This is a genomic window from Gordonia effusa NBRC 100432 (genome assembly GCF_000241305.1).
GTDB lineage: Bacteria > Actinomycetota > Actinomycetes > Mycobacteriales > Mycobacteriaceae > Gordonia > Gordonia effusa.
In genome coordinates, this window is the sequence record NZ_BAEH01000021.1 from 17,483 (window position 1) to 33,516 (window position 16,034).

15 protein-coding genes and 1 riboswitch are annotated in these 16,034 nt (G+C 62.3%); of the genes, 9 read left to right on the forward strand and 6 right to left on the reverse strand.

The window, feature by feature from the left end; all coding sequences use genetic code 11:
* Nucleotides 1-227 precede the first annotated feature (227 nt).
* The 7 genes from GOEFS_RS03645 to GOEFS_RS03675 all read left to right on the forward strand — a co-directional run bounded on the left by GOEFS_RS03645 (nucleotide 228) and on the right by GOEFS_RS03675 (nucleotide 7,947).
* Complete coding sequence (locus GOEFS_RS03645) at nucleotides 228-1,484, forward strand: phthiocerol/phthiodiolone dimycocerosyl transferase family protein (protein WP_007316523.1); 1,257 nt, start codon at nucleotides 228-230, stop codon at nucleotides 1,482-1,484.
* Entirely contained in the window at nucleotides 1,484-2,794 is a 1,311-nt protein-coding gene (locus tag GOEFS_RS03650) for a phthiocerol/phthiodiolone dimycocerosyl transferase family protein (RefSeq protein WP_245549763.1), read from the forward strand. The genes GOEFS_RS03645 and GOEFS_RS03650 overlap by 1 nt, the downstream gene beginning before the upstream one ends.
* Nucleotides 2,791-3,468, forward strand: coding sequence for a VC0807 family protein (locus GOEFS_RS03655; protein WP_007316525.1), 678 nt, complete (start codon nucleotides 2,791-2,793; stop codon nucleotides 3,466-3,468). Before GOEFS_RS03650 ends, GOEFS_RS03655 begins: the two co-directional genes overlap by 4 nt.
* 25 nt (nucleotides 3,469-3,493) lie before the next feature.
* Nucleotides 3,494-4,921, forward strand: a complete 1,428-nt coding sequence (locus GOEFS_RS03660) for a glycosyltransferase (RefSeq protein ID WP_007316526.1) — start codon at nucleotides 3,494-3,496, stop codon at nucleotides 4,919-4,921.
* Nucleotide 4,922: 1 nt separating this feature from the next.
* Nucleotides 4,923-6,185: a phthiocerol/phthiodiolone dimycocerosyl transferase family protein gene (locus GOEFS_RS03665; RefSeq protein ID WP_007316527.1), complete on the forward strand. Its 1,263-nt coding sequence runs from the start codon at nucleotides 4,923-4,925 to the stop codon at nucleotides 6,183-6,185.
* A 594-nt stretch (nucleotides 6,186-6,779) separates the two neighbouring features.
* A complete protein-coding gene (locus GOEFS_RS03670; protein WP_007316528.1) occupies nucleotides 6,780-7,547 on the forward strand; it encodes a DUF2382 domain-containing protein in 768 nt (255 codons plus the stop codon).
* Nucleotides 7,548-7,653: 106 nt separating this feature from the next.
* The gene (locus tag GOEFS_RS03675) at nucleotides 7,654-7,947 is read left to right on the forward strand and encodes a GlsB/YeaQ/YmgE family stress response membrane protein (protein WP_007316529.1); all 294 of its coding nucleotides are present in this window, start codon (nucleotides 7,654-7,656) and stop codon (nucleotides 7,945-7,947) included.
* Between the two features lie 15 nt (nucleotides 7,948-7,962).
* Here the strand turns inward: GOEFS_RS03675 and GOEFS_RS03680 are convergent, their stop codons facing one another.
* From GOEFS_RS03680 to GOEFS_RS03705, 6 genes are all read right to left on the reverse strand, one after another.
* Nucleotides 7,963-9,285 carry an aminotransferase class V-fold PLP-dependent enzyme gene (locus GOEFS_RS03680; RefSeq protein ID WP_007316530.1) on the reverse strand — a complete coding sequence of 441 codons (1,323 nt, stop codon included), beginning with the start codon at nucleotides 9,283-9,285 and terminating at the stop codon, nucleotides 7,963-7,965.
* 41 nt (nucleotides 9,286-9,326) lie between these two features.
* Nucleotides 9,327-9,440: riboswitch (SAM riboswitch) on the reverse strand.
* Between the two features lie 153 nt (nucleotides 9,441-9,593).
* Nucleotides 9,594-10,154 carry a hypothetical protein gene (locus GOEFS_RS03685; RefSeq protein ID WP_007316531.1) on the reverse strand — a complete coding sequence of 187 codons (561 nt, stop codon included), beginning with the start codon at nucleotides 10,152-10,154 and terminating at the stop codon, nucleotides 9,594-9,596.
* Between the two features lie 254 nt (nucleotides 10,155-10,408).
* Nucleotides 10,409-11,200: an acyl-[acyl-carrier-protein] thioesterase gene (locus tag GOEFS_RS03690; RefSeq protein WP_245549764.1), complete on the reverse strand. Its 792-nt coding sequence runs from the start codon at nucleotides 11,198-11,200 to the stop codon at nucleotides 10,409-10,411.
* 95 nt (nucleotides 11,201-11,295) lie between these two features.
* Nucleotides 11,296-11,514 carry a hypothetical protein gene (locus GOEFS_RS03695; protein ID WP_007316533.1) on the reverse strand — a complete coding sequence of 73 codons (219 nt, stop codon included), beginning with the start codon at nucleotides 11,512-11,514 and terminating at the stop codon, nucleotides 11,296-11,298.
* 205 nt (nucleotides 11,515-11,719) lie between these two features.
* Nucleotides 11,720-12,496, reverse strand: a complete 777-nt coding sequence (locus tag GOEFS_RS03700; RefSeq protein ID WP_007316534.1) for an acyl-CoA thioesterase — start codon at nucleotides 12,494-12,496, stop codon at nucleotides 11,720-11,722.
* Between the two features lie 73 nt (nucleotides 12,497-12,569).
* Nucleotides 12,570-13,586, reverse strand: a complete 1,017-nt coding sequence (locus GOEFS_RS03705; RefSeq protein ID WP_007316535.1) for a phosphotransferase family protein — start codon at nucleotides 13,584-13,586, stop codon at nucleotides 12,570-12,572.
* A gap of 155 nt (nucleotides 13,587-13,741) precedes the next feature.
* Between GOEFS_RS03705 and GOEFS_RS03710 the strand changes: the two genes are divergently transcribed.
* Both GOEFS_RS03710 and GOEFS_RS03715 read left to right on the forward strand, forming a co-directional pair.
* Complete coding sequence (locus GOEFS_RS03710; protein ID WP_007316536.1) at nucleotides 13,742-14,398, forward strand: YoaK family protein; 657 nt, start codon at nucleotides 13,742-13,744, stop codon at nucleotides 14,396-14,398.
* A gap of 121 nt (nucleotides 14,399-14,519) precedes the next feature.
* The gene (locus tag GOEFS_RS03715) at nucleotides 14,520-15,989 is read left to right on the forward strand and encodes a class I adenylate-forming enzyme family protein (RefSeq protein ID WP_007316537.1); all 1,470 of its coding nucleotides are present in this window, start codon (nucleotides 14,520-14,522) and stop codon (nucleotides 15,987-15,989) included.
* Nucleotides 15,990-16,034 lie beyond the last annotated feature (45 nt).

The window sequence follows — 16,034 nt, forward strand, 5'->3', positions numbered from 1 at the left end:
TCACTTTCTATATACCACGATCACAATCACCTGCGCCCATCCATGTGCGGTGACATTCGATAAGTATTTCCGTGGCTCTAATCGGCCAGTATGGAGTTGGCCCTAGCCGTGGTCAAGGCTCTGCGACAGTGACGATCACCACTACCCTTACCACTCGCCAAGTAATTCGCATTGTCTTAGCTTTTATTCATATAAGGTCCGCTAGCGACAGCAGGGTAGGAACCCTCATGACCACAATTCTTCGCCGCCTCGCATCATCCGAGTGCGGCTTTGTGGGGCCCGCTCCCACGACATGCGCCTTCGAACTGACGCTGCGCGGCGCGTTAGACCTGACGGCACTTAACGATGCCTTTGCCCAACTCCGTACCACTCACCCGGCCCTCGACGCCGCGGTGGTCGACGATGCCGACGGTTACGCATTCGTGGCTCGCGGAAATTCGAGCGCGGCGGCGTTCACCATCGACCGGGTCGATGCGCTGCCCGACGAGTACCCGCCTCTAGTGATCGACCCAACGGTGGCTCTCGGCCGGCTGCACGTGGAGTCCGCCGGCGACCGGCATCGCGTCACCTTAGGGGCGAACCACGCGCTCGCCGACGGCACATATCTTCTTGCTCTGGTCGCCGAATTATGGTCGCGCTACTCCGCTCTTCTGCGAGATGACGCCGTGGCAGCCGCGCCGCACGACTTCCCCGACTCGGCCCAACACGCGCTAAACACCGCTCGCACCGGCTCGGACACCGGCCGCGAGCGGCTAGCCGATATACGCTGGTACGGCGCGGCTCCCACTGGTGTTACCCCCGGCGCCCGCCTCCCCGAGGTGGCCTCGCTGCTGTTCTCCCCCGAGGTGACCGCTCGATTCGCAGCTGCTGCCGCGGGGATCGGGTTCAACGCACTGCTCTCCGGTGTACTGCTGTGCGCCGAGCGTGCCGGATTCGTCGACGATGCTCCCGACGAAGCGATCAAGGTCGGCGCGATGACATTGGTAGATCTGCGCCATCGGGTGCGACCAGCGCTCGCTGCCACCGACGTCACCAACTTCGTGGGTGCGTCCTTCGCCGCACCCGAACTCACCATCGCCGCCGATCCCGTTCACATCGGCGCGGCCATCGCCGATACCGTACGCGCGGATCTCGCCGCCGGACTGTGCCTCAACGTGCTATCCGCGGCGGCACCTCCGGGCCCCGGCGAACCGCCAGTGGTGTTGAGCAACCTCGGCTCGATCGCTCTCGATCTCCCCGAAGAACTAGTGGGCGAACGGCTCCGCCCGGTCATGTCGATGGACTCCACTCTGCTGCATGTCCCGCCGGGCCCGCGGCTTCCCTCCCCGTCAGCAACCATCTTCCAAGCGTGCACATTCGGCGGCCGTCTCGGCATCGAAGCGATCACGCTCGGTGGCAGCGCCTCACCGGTCGCCCGCGCGGCGGTCACCGAACGAATAGGCACCCTCGTAAACGCCGCCGCACAACTGGCCCCGGTGGCCTGATGAACGAGTCAGGAGATCGGATGCGGACCTACCGGGCACTGACCTTCTCGGAGGCATCTTTCGTCCACCCGACCTCGCGGGAGGTGATCGGCGGCTCATACGAACTTCGCGGATCGGTCGACGTCGACGCGTGGCGGCTGGCCTTCGGCGCCCTACTCAGGGAGTATCCCGTCCTCGCCGCCCGGGTCGTAACGGTAGACGGCAGACCGCATTTCGCCCCCGGCGATCCGGCGATCGCCGCCGTTACCGGATTTTCCGACGAGGCAGCTCCGTGGTCCGGCTACACCCAGACGCCACCTCCATTCGTCGGCAACGAGCAACTGTCAGCACTCACCCTCCGTGGACTCGATCAGTCCTACCAGCTCACACTGTGGGCCAGTCACGCTGCCACCGATGGGGCCGGCATAATTTCCATACTGGAGCGCCTGTTCGAGTTGTACACCGCGTTCGTGAGCGGAACTCCGCCAGTTCTGTTGCCCGACAACAGTTTCCCGGCCGAGCCGGATGCGGTGATGGCGGCGCGCGGCCACCTTCCCGGCAAGCCCGACTACGAAGATCGGCTCGTGGGAACCACCTGGCATGGCGCGGTGCCGAGATTCGACGAGACCGTCACCGATGCACCCGACGTCGACAATCCGTTTCGGGTGCGCTTCGACGCCCACCAGACCGCGGGCCTGCGAGCCGCCGCTCGCTCCCACGGCGTATCTATGCACGCGTTGGTGAGCGCGCTGATCGCGCGGGCCGAGCTCGCCGAATGCCACGACGGCGCCGCGATCGCACTGCTTACCCCGGTGGACTTCCGTGCACGTCTCGAGCCACCGATCCCACTCCGCTCGGTGACTGCTCTGTGCGGGTTCTCGTACGTGGCCGTCACCGACGACGTCGTCCCGGCGCTCGCACGCATCATCGCCGATTCGATTCGATCCGACGTCCGCGACGGAACCGTACTGCGCACCGCGGTGAGCCCGATGCCTGACCCGATGACCCGACGACATGGCCCACCGGTACTGATCAGCAATATCGGCGAGATGCCCGCGTTTGCCGTGCCGCCCGGTCTGGCGACGCTTGATTTCCATTCCCAACTCGTGCGCAGCGCGGCCGGGATACGCGAGTACGCGAAGGGGTGGACATCCGAAGGTGTTCCCCCCTCCCCGATCGGCTCGTCCTATCTGATCCTCACCTTTATGGGCCGACTGTCGGTCGAGCTGAGGGTACTGCCGGGCACCCTGAGCGACGACGCCCGCGCTCGCCTCCTGCGTCACATCGAACTGGGCGCACACGCGCTACTCGACGTCGGGGCAACGGTATGAGTCTGCCTCTCGCCGATACCGAATCGCCGCCGGCTCCACCGACGGCTCTGATACTTGACGTCGTGCTGCAGCTCAGCGTGTATTTCACGCTGAGATACCTGTTCGGCACTGATCAACTCGTGGCGCTGGTCGCCGGCACCACACTCGTCGCGGTTCGCATCGTGGTGCGCAGCGTAATTCGCCGATCAACCGATCCGCTGGAACTCTTCACTCTGACTCTGCTCGGGTGTTCGATTGTGGCAGCTGCCATCTCGGGCAGCCCTCGGGTAATTCTTTTGGTAGAGACCAGCATTGGCGCGGTTACCTTCTGCATGATCGCGGCGGGGCTGGTGCTGCGGCGTCGTGCCGCGGCCACGCTGATCATGCGGATGAGTGTCCACGGCGACACCGAGCGCGCACGTGCGTGGAACCGCCGCGTGCGGGTCGACCCCGCCACCGCGCGCAACGTACTGATGATCGACCCGCTGTGGCTGGTCGCCGTCGCAGTCAGTACCAGCGCATCTGTCACCGCGGCGGTGGGCCTGCCCATCGACTTCGCCGTGGTCGCCTGCCAGCTGATCCCATTGCTGGTTGTAGCACCGATCCTCGCGATCACATTGCTGTTGCTCCGCCCCGTGCTCGCCGCGCTCGCAACGACCGGCCGCACCTCCCCAAACACCGAAACTCGTCGTTGAAAGACGTCGAAAGGACGAACTGATCATGAAAGTGTGCATCCTCGCCATGGGCAGCCGCGGCGACGTCCAACCTACGATTGCGATCGGACTGGCACTGCGCGGACGCGGTCACGACGTGACGATCGCGGCGATGGGCGATCCGTTGGTCAAGCTGATCCGCTCCGCGGGCCTCGACGCGCATCGCCTCAACGACATCGTCCCCGATTATGACGACGACTACCGCGAGGTAATTCACCTACCAATGGAGCGGATGCGCGCGTACGGCCGGTTCCTGCTACGCAATATCGCGACTATCTCACGCGAGATAGAGACGGTGTGCAAAAGCGCCGACGTCGTGCTAACCCATTCGGACGCAATCGATTTCGCGCTGCCGATCACACGTCGCACCTCGGCTCCGATTATCAGCTATCGGTTTTTCCCGGGCACCACCAACAGCGTCTACCCGATGACGCAGTACACGCCGGCCGGGCTCACCAGTCATGTGCTGTCCCGAGCGCCAAAGATGGTCAAGCGCGCCACCTGGACTCTCGGCGACTCGTTCACGTGGATGCATGTGCGGGCAGCGGTGAATTACCATCGCGCTTCCGTCGGCGAGGTGCCCTACCGCTCACGACGCGCCAAGAACCGCGACGCGCATGAGATCGTCGATCTGCAGCTTTACGATCCCTCCCTGACCCCCGACCTGGTACCCGAATTCAGCCGTACCCGGCCGATGCTCGGCTTCCTCGAGGTGCCGTCGGACGCATGGCGCCGCGAGGGTGAACAGACCCGCACCGACGCCGAGTTGATGCGTTGGCTGCAAGCCGGCGACAAACCGATCTATTGGGGCTTCGGCAGCATGCGAATCACCGATCCCGACGGTAAGGCGCGAGTTTTCGCACAAGTATGCAAGGAGCGCGGCCGACGCGGTCTCATCGTCGCCGGCTGGAGCGATCTGCGGAGTGTCGATCTCGGCGACCACATCCGCGTCGTCGATGAGGTGGTCCACGCGGAAGTATTACCGCACTGCTCGGCCGCCGTGCATCACGGCGGTGCCGGCACCACCGCCGCTTCCCTTCGCGCGGGCCTGCCGACCCTGATCTGCCCGGTTCTCGCCGATCAGCCATTTTGGGGTGCACGGGTCGCCGACCTCGGCGTGGGAGCGTGCCTCCCGATGCGCAACATCACCTCGGAACGATTGCACGCCATCTTTGACATGCTGCTCGAACCAGCAACAAAACGCCGGGCCGAGCGAATCTCGTCGCTCATCGATATCGGGCAGATACCGGCCCGCCGCGCCGCCCTCATTGTCGAGTCGATCGCCGAAGACCACGGTGTGAAGCTGAATCCGTCTCTGGTACAAGGCATCTCGGAGCCCGCATCCGTCGACTTCGCCGTCTCGGCGCCCGCCACGGGCGACTTCGCGGTCCCAGTCCAGTCGCGGACCTCACCACTGGAAGCAATGGAGGTATGACATGCCGCGCCGCGACCTAAGCCCGCTGGAAATCCCGTATGTCGTCACGAACACCACTTCGAGTGGCAGTGTCGTCTTCCGCGGCTCGTTAGACGTCGACCGATTGGCGCAGGCATATGCCGCGTTGCGCCGGGAGTACCCCGACCTCACCGGCAAGATCGTGCCAACCGCGCTCGGTTTCGAGTTGGTTACCCCGGATACCCCACTCAACGAGACCGTCGCGCCGATCATCATCGAACACCGCGCGTTCACACCCAGTGACGTGCGGCTCGGCATACGCCCGGAAGTTGCGACCTCAGCGCTGCAACTCATCTCAGACGGGCCGCTGCACCGGATAACCCTCGGGGTCAACCACGCGCTTGCCGACGGCACGCGCGCCATGTTCTTAAATCTGCGTCTATGGGTGCTCTACACCAATCCGTCGGAATACGTTGGCCCGACTGCCGAGTTGCCGCTTGCCCCAATGGATTTCGCCGCGCGCCTCGGCGGTCCCGCCACTGCGCCGCCGGTGCACGCCGTCGTGCCGGCGGTATCGGCCGGGGTTCTACCCACTCCAGACGCGGTAAACGCGGGAGAGTTCGGGTTCGAGCGAATCCGACTCGAGGCAGGCGCCACCGACGCCTTACGACGGCGAGCGAAGGCTTCCGGCGTCAGCATGCACGGCCTGCTGGTCGGGCTGATCGTGGCGGCCGAACGCGCCGAGTTGGATGTCCCGGTCGATGAAGCGGTGACCATGGCGGTATTCAGCCCGGTCGATTTGCGCGGCTATTGCAATCCGCCGATCGAGCCCGCCGCGGTCACGAATTTCGCCGGGTCGTCGACCGTGTCGGTCTCGGTGCGCGGCGATTCGTCACCAATCGAGATCGGACGCACGGTCCTCGATCGTCTGCGTGCGGACCTGGCGGACGGCACCGCGGCTGCAACGCTGACCGGGGTGACCGGGGTGCAGGTCACCGGTGGCGCGCCGGTGCGGTTGAGCAATATCGGCGCGTTCCCCGCACCCCCGCCGCCCGACGGACTCGCCATACTGGATGTCCACACCAGTTCGGAGGTCGACATCGAACAGGTGCGGCTTCTTGTCCAAGGCGCGCCACCTGAGGCATTGGCACCGCTGGTAGGTATGCATTATCACGCGTTGACCTTCGACGGTCGCCTATCGATCGAGCTTCGACACGCGCCAGGCACCTTAAGCTCCGATGCGGTCACGCGGATCCGCGACCGCATCGAGTCCTCTCTCACCGAACCTGTGGGAGCGGCGGTATAGCCCGCACTCGCAATCTTCTGCGCTCCGTCACACCCAAGTTGCTCCTGCGACCCCTCCGCAAACCCGACACGGGCGGACGTTTCCGACACGGAAACTGGGTCGGGAACGTCCGCGCGAGTGGGGTTTGCGAAAAGGTGGGGCCTCCCCTGTCTCGTCGATAAGCCCCTCGCGCCGTCGCCGTATCCCGTTTCCGACAACGCGCGGATCGCCTACTGGCGCTGGGAAAAAAGCCCCGAAGCGCACCGCACCGCCCTCAATGAAGCTGTGACTCCGGTGCACGCTTGAGATCCGCGGTCATCGTTATTTGATCGTGATATTTTCCCCTCGCTCTTGCGTCGATCCAAGGCGAGAATTGCACCCATATCGACCTCACTAAGGATCGAATAGCCCTGCGCGACAAAGGGTTCTATTGGCAGACCGAACTCACCTCACCACCAGTTGCCTGAGCGTTATTCAATGTCCGGTATATCCGCTACGTGAGCCTTTGCAAGGTTGCATGTTCCGATCACCGTGCGTTTACTCGCTAACGAGTGCGGATAGCGAATCCCACTTCTCAGAAACCAATAATTCGCGTCGAAAGGTGAAGAACTGATTATGACTCGTACACCAGAACTAGACGCCGTTGCCCACTCCACCGTTTTCGACCACGCAGGTGAAAAGGTCGGCAAAGTTGAGCAGGTATACATTGACGATCGCAATAGCCTGCCAACCTGGATCGCGGTAAAGACCGGGTGGTTCGGTTCGTCCTCGCTGGTCCCCCTCGCCGGCGCGAAGCATCAAGGTGATCGTGTCGACGTCGCGACTACCAAGGACAAGATCAAGAGCGCGCCGCATTTGGACACCGCTGACGGGATTTCGACTCAGCAGGGCAAGGAACTCCTTGACCACTACGGACTGACCGAGACGTCGTCGGGCTGGGCGGACTACGGCAAGCACACCGGGCCTACACAATCCGATAAGACACCTGCCACCGGCTCCACCAGCAACGATGCTGATGGTGAAACTCTCGTACGGTCCGAGGAACAATTGAATGTCGGCACCGAGAAGGTAGCCACCGGGAAGGCCCGGCTGCGCAAGTACGTGGTAACCGAAGAACAGTCGGTGACCGTTCCGGTAACTCACGAAGAGGTTCGGGTGGTTCGTGAGCCGATCAGTTCCGACGCACCCGTCGGTGACATCGGCGAAGCGCAAACCGAGGTCACGCTGCACGAAGACCAAGTGGTCGCCGAGAAGAAGACCGTGCCAGTCGAACGTGTTGGACTCGAGGTCAATGAGGTCACGGACAAGGAATCCGTCTCCGACACCGTCCGCAAGGAGAAGATCGAAACCGAGGGTATTGAATCTAGCGGTTCAAATAAGTAATACCCCGAGTTCGCCCGCAGCACCACATATATGGTGCTGCGGGCAGGCTTGCGACATACCTGAATATCAGTCATCACACGACTACCCGAAATAGGATGGAAATACCATGATTTGGACCATCATCAGCGCTATTGTCATCGGCCTTATCATCGGCGGACTAGCTCGTCTGATAATGCCCGGCGATCAGAAGATCGGCCTCATCATGACGGTTATTCTGGGCGCGGCGGGCTCCTTTCTCGGATCGTGGCTCACCTACCAGCTCGGATACAAGAACTCCAACGGCGGGTGGGAAGTCATCCCATTCATCGTGGGTATCGTCATCGCAATCATTCTGATCGGCATCTACGTGCGCATTTCAGGTGGTCGCCAACTCAAACGCGCCACCGGCTCCCGCGACTGACGGGACCCCGGCCCATCACACGCCGATCGCACACGGCGAGCCGCTGACACGCCCTGGCGCAAGCCGCTCGCGTGTCTCGGGCACCGGATTCCACTGCCCCTCGACTCGACCGTAGTTCCACCGTGCACCCCGCTCAACCAGCGTGCCGACAGCGGCGATCAGCCGATCGACCTCATCGGCGCAGGTGCCCAACCCGATGCTGGCGCGCAGCGCGCCGTCCACTCCAAGCCGCGCCAGCAGCGGGTGCGCACAGAATCGACCATCTCGGAGACCGATGCCGTGTTCTGCTGAGAGGTACGCGGCAACGTGGCCGGGTTCGAAGCCGTCGATGGTAAAGGCCACGATTCCCACCCGGTCGGCGGTATCGGTCCAGATATTCAGAAACCGCACTCCCGCAACGGTTTCCAAACCCGATCGCAGACGCTCGACGAGATTTCGCTCATGGTCGACGACGGTTGCCTCGTCGAGCAAGCCGAGGGTGTCGCATGCCGCTGCCAGCGCCGCCACACCCAGTACATTCGGCGAACCGGCCTCATGTCGTTGTGGAGACAAAGCCCACTGGACATCGGTGCTAGTCACCTCTCGCACTGCGCCACCACCAGCCAGGTACGGCTCAGCGGCGTCGAGCCAATCCCGACGTCCAACCAGCACTCCCGCGCCGAACGGGGCATACAGCTTATGCCCGGAAAATGCCAGGTAGTCAATTCCGCTGGCGCGCAAATCAATTCGTCGATGTGGCGCGAGTTGCGCGGCGTCGACCAGGATTCGGGCACCGTGGCGATGCGCCAGCGTGGTCAATCGCTCTAGCGGCAGAATTTCCCCGGTTACATTCGAGGCGCCGGTAATGGCAAGTAGCGCAGCTGGTTTGGCACGCAACTCACTGGCGATCCGACGTATCGTCTCCTCGATGGTGTCAGCGCTGGCCACTACTCGCCGACCGTTGCGCGTCCACGGCAGAAAGTTGGCATGATGCTCGATATCGAGTACGACGGTGTCGCCCGGCACGCAGGCAGCCAACAGATTCAACGAGTCGGTCGTGTTGCGGGTAAAGACAACGACCTGGTCATCGGCGCCATTAACGAAGCGCGCCACTGAGTCTCGAGCCGACTCGTAGCACTCTGTCGAGATACGAGAGGCGTACCCAGCGCCCCGGTGCACGCTGGCGTAATACGGCAGCAACTCCGTCACCCGGTCGGTAACCTGCTCGAGCGCGGGAGCACTGGCGGCGTAGTCAAAATTGGCGTAGGCGCGAAATCCGCCCTGTACCAACGGAACTGAAAGATCGCTACCTGAAACACAGGCAATGGGTGCACAAAAGCGGTCGAGCGTAGAAGTCATCAAGAACCCCTTGGTCAGGGACCCCGGGGTACGACAGTCGGAGTCCGCGCTTGCCGCACCCAATCAGGCAACGGCCTGGTCGTCACCCGGAGCACCCCGCCGCGGTGGAGGGTTGCCGACCAGCAAGCCGGGGCTTAACGCTGGTACTCATGACCTGTGCCGAGGTTCGCAGATCGCGCGCCCACTTGTCAACCGACCCCACGTCGGACGAACTGGCCGCCGCGTCCGCGAAAATCGTCCGATAGTCAGCCAACCTGGGGCGATATGCCCTTGGTGCAGTCTTATTCGGACGATTTTCGCGAACTATGTCACGGCACCAATAGAGCGGAGACACCCGGGATCACGCTGATCGGCATCCCCGGCCTCTCCCACTGCTCACGGAACACCGTGACAGTCGCAACCACTGGGCCCGACCCGGTGACGACGGTCGCTGATGTAGGCAATGTCCATGAATATCCCGGCCCCGAATCTGTCGCTGGCGCTTGCCAGTGCCGCAGGTCGACCGTTCCGGTCTTGCCGGTCTGCAGATTCCGCCAGGAGACCCCAACGTAACGGTAGGTGTATTGGCCGTAAAGATAGGAATTCGGACCACTCCACGTCACCGGATTGGCGACCGAGAAGGTCACCGATCCAGCAGTCGACGCGGGTCGGGCATTGACAGTGGTTTGCTGGAATGAACCGCCGGGGACGCCGCCCGGAGGTGTTTCGATGCCGCCGATCGCGGGGATTGAGAAACTCAGCGCATTCGTCGTTGCGACTTTCGTCGCCGCCGGAGCGGCGGGGGCCGCGGATGCGATGGCGGGGGCGATGGCGATGGATACCGCTGCACCTACCGCAGCAGCAGCGGCGATGACTCGTGTTCGTGACATTTGGGTCAATCCTTCCGGTGTGGGTCGCTTGGGATACGAGACGTCCACGGGCGAGCTGTTGCCCTACCGCGGTCGATTTCCCGAACGTGCCGACGCGTCTTATGCGAACCCGAATCGGCGTCTACTTCGTGATGTCGGGAAGCACGTTCATAATCCATATCGGCAAAGACACCCCACCCCGTTAGCTTTTCAAACTGATCGTCATCGAATGTCATGCGAACGACCGACCCGACCGCGCCTCGGAACACAGCAGGTCAGGCACTCTTTTCGGGTAGTGCTTCCACACTCATCGCCGCGGCGGTGCGGTCTCCAGTCACGAGCCACGCGTAGAGCGTTGCGCCTTTCCGGTGTGCGAGTAGCCGCGGCGCGTCTTCAATCTGCAACGGAGAATTGTGTTCGACGACGCCCCGCAGCGGAAGCTGCTCACGCAGATCTGGCGCAGTCGCAAGCACTTCTTCGAGCGCTGTCCAATACACCGCGTTGTTGACGTGCTGGATGATGTCGAGGTCGGCAGCACGCAGAAGGAATGGCACCTCGAAGGCATCAGGATGCGGCGCGGGGTCGAGCCACTGTTTCCATCGCAGTACACCGGGCTCCGCCGCGGACCCCACAGTGTTGACGAAGCTTTCGCTCAGCGCAGACGGTGTAACCGTTTTGACGTTGAAATTGATCCAGAACGCCTCTGTCTCGATCCGAGTGCCACGCTGGCCGTCCAGGTCGATTCGCACATTGCACCACCGCGAACCTAGCTTCGAGCCCCACCGCTCAACATTGAGCACATCAGGCTGTTCACCACCGGCCAGGATTTCAATCACCGTCCTGCGGACAACCCAGTGCGGATGGATATCTTCGTGGCCGATATGAAGCAGGTGGTCTTGGCCCGCATCCTGGAGGTAACGTGCGACACCGTCGAATTTGAGGCGGTGGTCATGGCTAACCGAGTCCCCCCGGACAGTACGCTGCGCGGTGAAGATGGCACCACTTTCCAGCAATTCTTGTCGCCGTTGCGGATCGACGACACGCCCCGGCAATCGTTCTCCAATCACCTCAAAGAGTGTTCCACACGCACTCGAAATGCGTACGACGTGTTCAACACCGTCTTGTTATCCCTCCGAATATCAGGACGATGCGGCTGGCCGAACTACTGACTGGGCTCGGGCAGTTTGACGTTGCAGTCGGTCACTTTGGGGTTAACCCCGAAGTAGTTCAACGGGCCGGCGACAACTGTTAGTGCGATGGTTCCGGCAGTCGCACAATTGGTTTCAGCGTTACTGAAGTAATCCCGCTGAAATGCGGCCAACAGGCCGATCAGCAACCAGACCACTATGAGGAAACTCAGGATTCCACCACCACGCCGCATGTTGTTACCTCCGTGTCGACCGCGATTCAAATTTGGTGTTCCCGATATTCGCGGCAACCAAACATGAATCTCCGGACCACCGTCATCCCGACCGTCGGCCTAGCAAGATCCGCTATCTCAACTTCAATGTTCAGCGCAGGCGATCAGATGGGGCTGCGCCCACACCGCGAACAGTGGAATCAGCAGAACCAACCGTGATCTGAATCTAGCCGCGCCACAAGGCTTCTTGAGCCGTCGACGCGATCAGCGTGCCGTCGCGACCTACGATCGCACCCCGCACCAATCCGCGCGCGCTGCCGGTAGTGACCGGCGTGATGTCGTAGCAATGCCAATCGTGCGGGTCGAACGGCCGATGAAACCAGATCGAATGGTCAAGGCTGGCAGCGAGATTCGGCGTCATTAGTGCTTTGAGCGATGCACCCGGTGGTCGCGCGGCCGGTACCGGACCGATATCGGACAGCAGGGTTAGGACGCATGCGCGCAGCAGCGGATCATCAGCGATTGGCCGCCGCGTTCTGATCCAAAACGGCGCTAGCACAAAGGGTTCCGGGTCCCCCGCGCGACCACGCATTTCAAAATCTTTCGATAGCACCATGGTGGTACCGACCTCAACCGAATCCTCAAGCGCGAGAGCCGGAATCGGCGGCGTGTAACCGTCGGTTCCTTCCTCGCTGCGATGGAAGGAGGTGATCATCTCGAAGATGGCGGCGTCGTTCTGTTCCACCGTGACCCGACGAGTGGCGAATGATCGGCCATCGCGAACGCGTTCGACGCGCAGCACGATATCCACACCGTACTGCCCACCGCGGATGAAATACGCGTGCAGCGAATGCGGCAGTTTGTCGCCGTCGACGGTGGCACCCGCCGCCGCGAGCGCCCGCGCGGCGATGTATCCGCCGAATAGCCGCCCGTCCTCGCTGCCTCCGGGGCTGCGCGCGACGAAGGTGTCGCCGTTCCGGGTGAAACTCAGCAGCGCGGCCATTCGGGCGTCTTCGGCCACTGGTTCTTTATCGGTCACCAATTGAGCTTGGCAGATGGTGATGTTTCCCCCTGAATCAACCCGACAAAATCGTCAACGCCCGCTCAGCCAGCAGGCCCGGCCGACGGGTCAGCAGATCGAAGTCGACATCCTCTGCCTCACCCATCGCACCCGCGCGATACCGAACCAGCACGCCCTCCGCAATACAGGCCAGGCGCCACAGGGCGAATGCGTGGTAGTAGTCGATATCGGACGCATCGTATCCGGTCGCGTATTCGTATCGGCTAACCAGCTCATCAGGGGTGAGGAAGCCTGACCCGGCACATGGTGCCCACCCGACGACGTCCGGCGACGACCACGTCGCGACCAGCCACCCGACATCGGCGAGCACATCACCGACGGACCAGAGCTCCCAGTCGAGGATTCCGCGGACCGCACCCGCGTCGTCGATCAACAGATTCCCGAGTCGATAGTCACCATGCACCACGCCCACATACCTCTCCGCTGGCCGTCGATCCACCAGTAGCCGGTATGCCCGCGACCATTCGGCTGTGGCGCCGCCGGAGCCTTCGATCTGCGCCGACCAACGCCGCAATTGACGTTCAAGATACGTACCCGAGCGTCGGAATTCATCGAACTCGGTTGTCTCACAAGGGATGAGGTGGAGCGCGGCCAGGGCATCGATCGTCCCTTCGGACAATTTGCGCTGCATCGCGGCGCTGAACTGCTCCGCGTCGTCGTCGCATTCCACAACAATGCCGGGCACGTACTCCATCACGTAGAACTGCGCTCCGGTGACCGCGGGCTCGCTACAGAGCGCGATCGGTGTGGGAGTGGGAGCCACCGATGGCTGCAACAAGCTCAGAATCGACCATTCCCGCGTCATGTTGTGCGCTGTCGGCGCCGTCGATGTGAGGGGCGGCCGCCGCAGCACCCAGCGTCCGCCGCGCGCATCATCGACAAGATAGGTCAGATTCGATCGACCGCCAGCCAGTTGGGTAAAGTCCAGCGGCAGAACCGAATCAGGCACGTTGACGGCGAACCAATCCGAGACCGCCTCGACGTCAATTCCAGCTGGCGAGTGCGTTGGCATACAAACCTCGACATATCCTAGTTTCGTCGCTCCTGGCGACGAGATCACGAAAAGCGCTCTGCCGCAAAGGTCACCCTGTCACATCAGCCAGTCGATATCTGCGTTACTGCGATCGTCGCGTGTGCTTCGACGACCGACGCGGCTACCGTAACCACATGCAAACGATCCGTCCCCGCGAACTGGTCTTGGCTGTCATATTGACCGGCACCGCCGGCTTTCTCGACGCGGTGGGATTCTTGAATCTCGGCGGCTATTTCGTTTCATTTATGAGCGGCAATACAACTCGCATGTCTGCCGAGTTCATCCACGGTTCGTGGACTTCAGTCGGCAAGGCCTTCGGCATCATCGGGCTATTCATCGCCGGCGCTGTAATCGGCTCGGTACTCGCACGATTCGGCGATGGCCGAGTGACTGTTCTGGCCAGCACGACCGGCGTCGTCGGGCTGTCCGCGCTCGCAACTACGGCGCACTGGTTTCCAGTGCCGCCGATCTTGATCGTCGCAGTCGCGATGGGGATACTCAACGCCACCTTCCTGTCGAATGGCGAAGTCTCCGTCGGCCTTACCTACATGACAGGCACCCTGGTCAAGGCAAGCCAGCGCCTCGTCGACGCCTTCTACGGCGGCCCTCGTTGGCTGTGGCTGCGCTACTTCGGCCTCTGGCTCGCGCTCGCTTTAGGCGCACTGCTGGGAGCATGGGCATATACACAGATCGGACTCGACGTGCTGTGGTTCGTATTCGGCGCGCTAGGACTGATCACGGTGGTCACCTGGCGAATCCGCACACAATTAGCCATCAGCGACGCCGACTAACTCCATTGTGCGCGGAGCACAACGGACCGAACAAAGTCTGGCCTCACAGACCGTTTCCCATCACATTCTCTGGCAATAGTGTCGTAGCTCACAACCAGTTCCTGTTGGAAGGCTTCGCACCGTGACCCGATCTTCTTACTTCGCCTGGGATGCCGTCGAGAATCCCGACGCCCCCTGCGTCCGCGACGATTCCGGCGCGCTGAGCTACGCAGACTTCGCCGACCGCGTCGAGGCATGCGCGGAGCAGCTGTGCGTACTGGGCGTAGAACGCGGCGACGTCGTTGCCACCTTCCTCGCCAATAGAGTCGAACTGCTGGTCGTCCTGATGGCAGCCTGGCGATTGGGAGCGATTGGCACACCGGTCAATCCGGCGTTCACCGCCGACGAGGCCGAGTATCAACTGGCCGATGCACAGGTGCGCGTCGTCGTCGGCGATACCGCCGGAACACCCAACCCAGATCGAATCATTCTGCGGACCAACGACATTGCCCAACTGCCGAGCGCCAGCTGGCGGGCACCGCGAGCGCCGCACCCCGACGAAGACGCACTACTCATCTACACGTCGGGATCCACCGGACGTCCCAAAGGAGTTCGCCTCACTCATTCGAACTTGCATTTCATGGCGGCGTCGATGGTGACCTATTGCCGCCTCACCGCACAGGATCATGCACTACTCATCCTGCCCCTGTTTCACGTCAACGCCATCTGCGTGAGTTTCCTCGCGCCGATGCTCGCCGGTGCCCAACTGTCAGTGACCGGAAAGTTCTCGGTCAGTAGATTCTTCGACGACGTGAGCCGCCTTCGACCTACGTATTTCTCCGCCGTCCCAACCATTTACGCACTACTGTCCTCCCGACATGACGCTCCGCCGGCTTCGCTCGAATCAATTCGCTTCGCGATCTGCGGTGCCGCTCCGATCTCCCGCGAACTTCTCGACAGAGCAGAGTCGTTCTTCGGCTTTCCCATCGTCGAGGGATACGGATTGACCGAGGGAACGTGTGCGTCGGCCTGCAATCCTGTTGCGGGCGTTCGCAAATTGGGTACCGTCGGGCCCGCCCTGCCCGGCCAGGTGATACGCATCGTCGACGCCGAGGGCCGTGATGTTCCCGTCGGGCAGACCGGCGAAGTCATCATTGGGGGCCCAAATGTCATGCGCGGCTATCTCAATCGCCCCAAGGCCACGGCCGAAACTGTCGTCGACGGCTGGCTCCACACCGGCGATATCGGCCTGCTCGACGACGATGGCTACCTGTCCATCGTCGACCGCATCAAGGACATGATTATTCGGGGCGGCGAGAACGTCTATCCCAAAGAGATCGAGAACGCTCTCGCAACCCACCCGGCAATCCTCGAATGCGCCGTCGTCGGTGAGCCCGATGACCTTCATGGTGAAGTTCCTGTCGCGTACGCCGTGGCCTACCCCAACCACGACGTCACTGTTGCCGAACTGATCGCACACCTCGACGCACGGCTTGCCCGGATCAAAGGTCCGGTCGCCATCCACCTACTGCCCGAACTCCCCCGCAACCCGGTTGGCAAGATCGACAAACCCACCCTGCGGTTGAAATCACCTACCCCCCAAACGATTTAGTCCCTCTCACTCTGAGCGACCTCGCGATCGAGAAGCGGTCGGCGA

What these genes read in the sequence shown, in the direction of transcription:
- GOEFS_RS03645 (WP_007316523.1), top strand. Translation starts at nt 228, where the DNA reads ATGACCACAATTCTTCGCCGCCTCGCATCATCCGAGTGCGGCTTTGTG.
- GOEFS_RS03650 (WP_245549763.1), top strand. Translation starts at nt 1,484, where the DNA reads ATGAACGAGTCAGGAGATCGGATGCGGACCTACCGGGCACTGACCTTC.
- GOEFS_RS03655 (WP_007316525.1), top strand. Translation starts at nt 2,791, where the DNA reads ATGAGTCTGCCTCTCGCCGATACCGAATCGCCGCCGGCTCCACCGACG.
- GOEFS_RS03660 (WP_007316526.1), top strand. Translation starts at nt 3,494, where the DNA reads ATGAAAGTGTGCATCCTCGCCATGGGCAGCCGCGGCGACGTCCAACCT.
- GOEFS_RS03665 (WP_007316527.1), top strand. Translation starts at nt 4,923, where the DNA reads ATGCCGCGCCGCGACCTAAGCCCGCTGGAAATCCCGTATGTCGTCACG.
- GOEFS_RS03670 (WP_007316528.1), top strand. Translation starts at nt 6,780, where the DNA reads ATGACTCGTACACCAGAACTAGACGCCGTTGCCCACTCCACCGTTTTC.
- GOEFS_RS03675 (WP_007316529.1), top strand. Translation starts at nt 7,654, where the DNA reads ATGATTTGGACCATCATCAGCGCTATTGTCATCGGCCTTATCATCGGC.
- GOEFS_RS03680 (WP_007316530.1), bottom strand. Translation starts at nt 9,285, where the DNA reads ATGACTTCTACGCTCGACCGCTTTTGTGCACCCATTGCCTGTGTTTCA.
- GOEFS_RS03685 (WP_007316531.1), bottom strand. Translation starts at nt 10,154, where the DNA reads ATGTCACGAACACGAGTCATCGCCGCTGCTGCTGCGGTAGGTGCAGCG.
- GOEFS_RS03695 (WP_007316533.1), bottom strand. Translation starts at nt 11,514, where the DNA reads ATGCGGCGTGGTGGTGGAATCCTGAGTTTCCTCATAGTGGTCTGGTTG.
- GOEFS_RS03700 (WP_007316534.1), bottom strand. Translation starts at nt 12,496, where the DNA reads ATGGCCGCGCTGCTGAGTTTCACCCGGAACGGCGACACCTTCGTCGCG.
- GOEFS_RS03705 (WP_007316535.1), bottom strand. Translation starts at nt 13,586, where the DNA reads ATGCCAACGCACTCGCCAGCTGGAATTGACGTCGAGGCGGTCTCGGAT.
- GOEFS_RS03710 (WP_007316536.1), top strand. Translation starts at nt 13,742, where the DNA reads ATGCAAACGATCCGTCCCCGCGAACTGGTCTTGGCTGTCATATTGACC.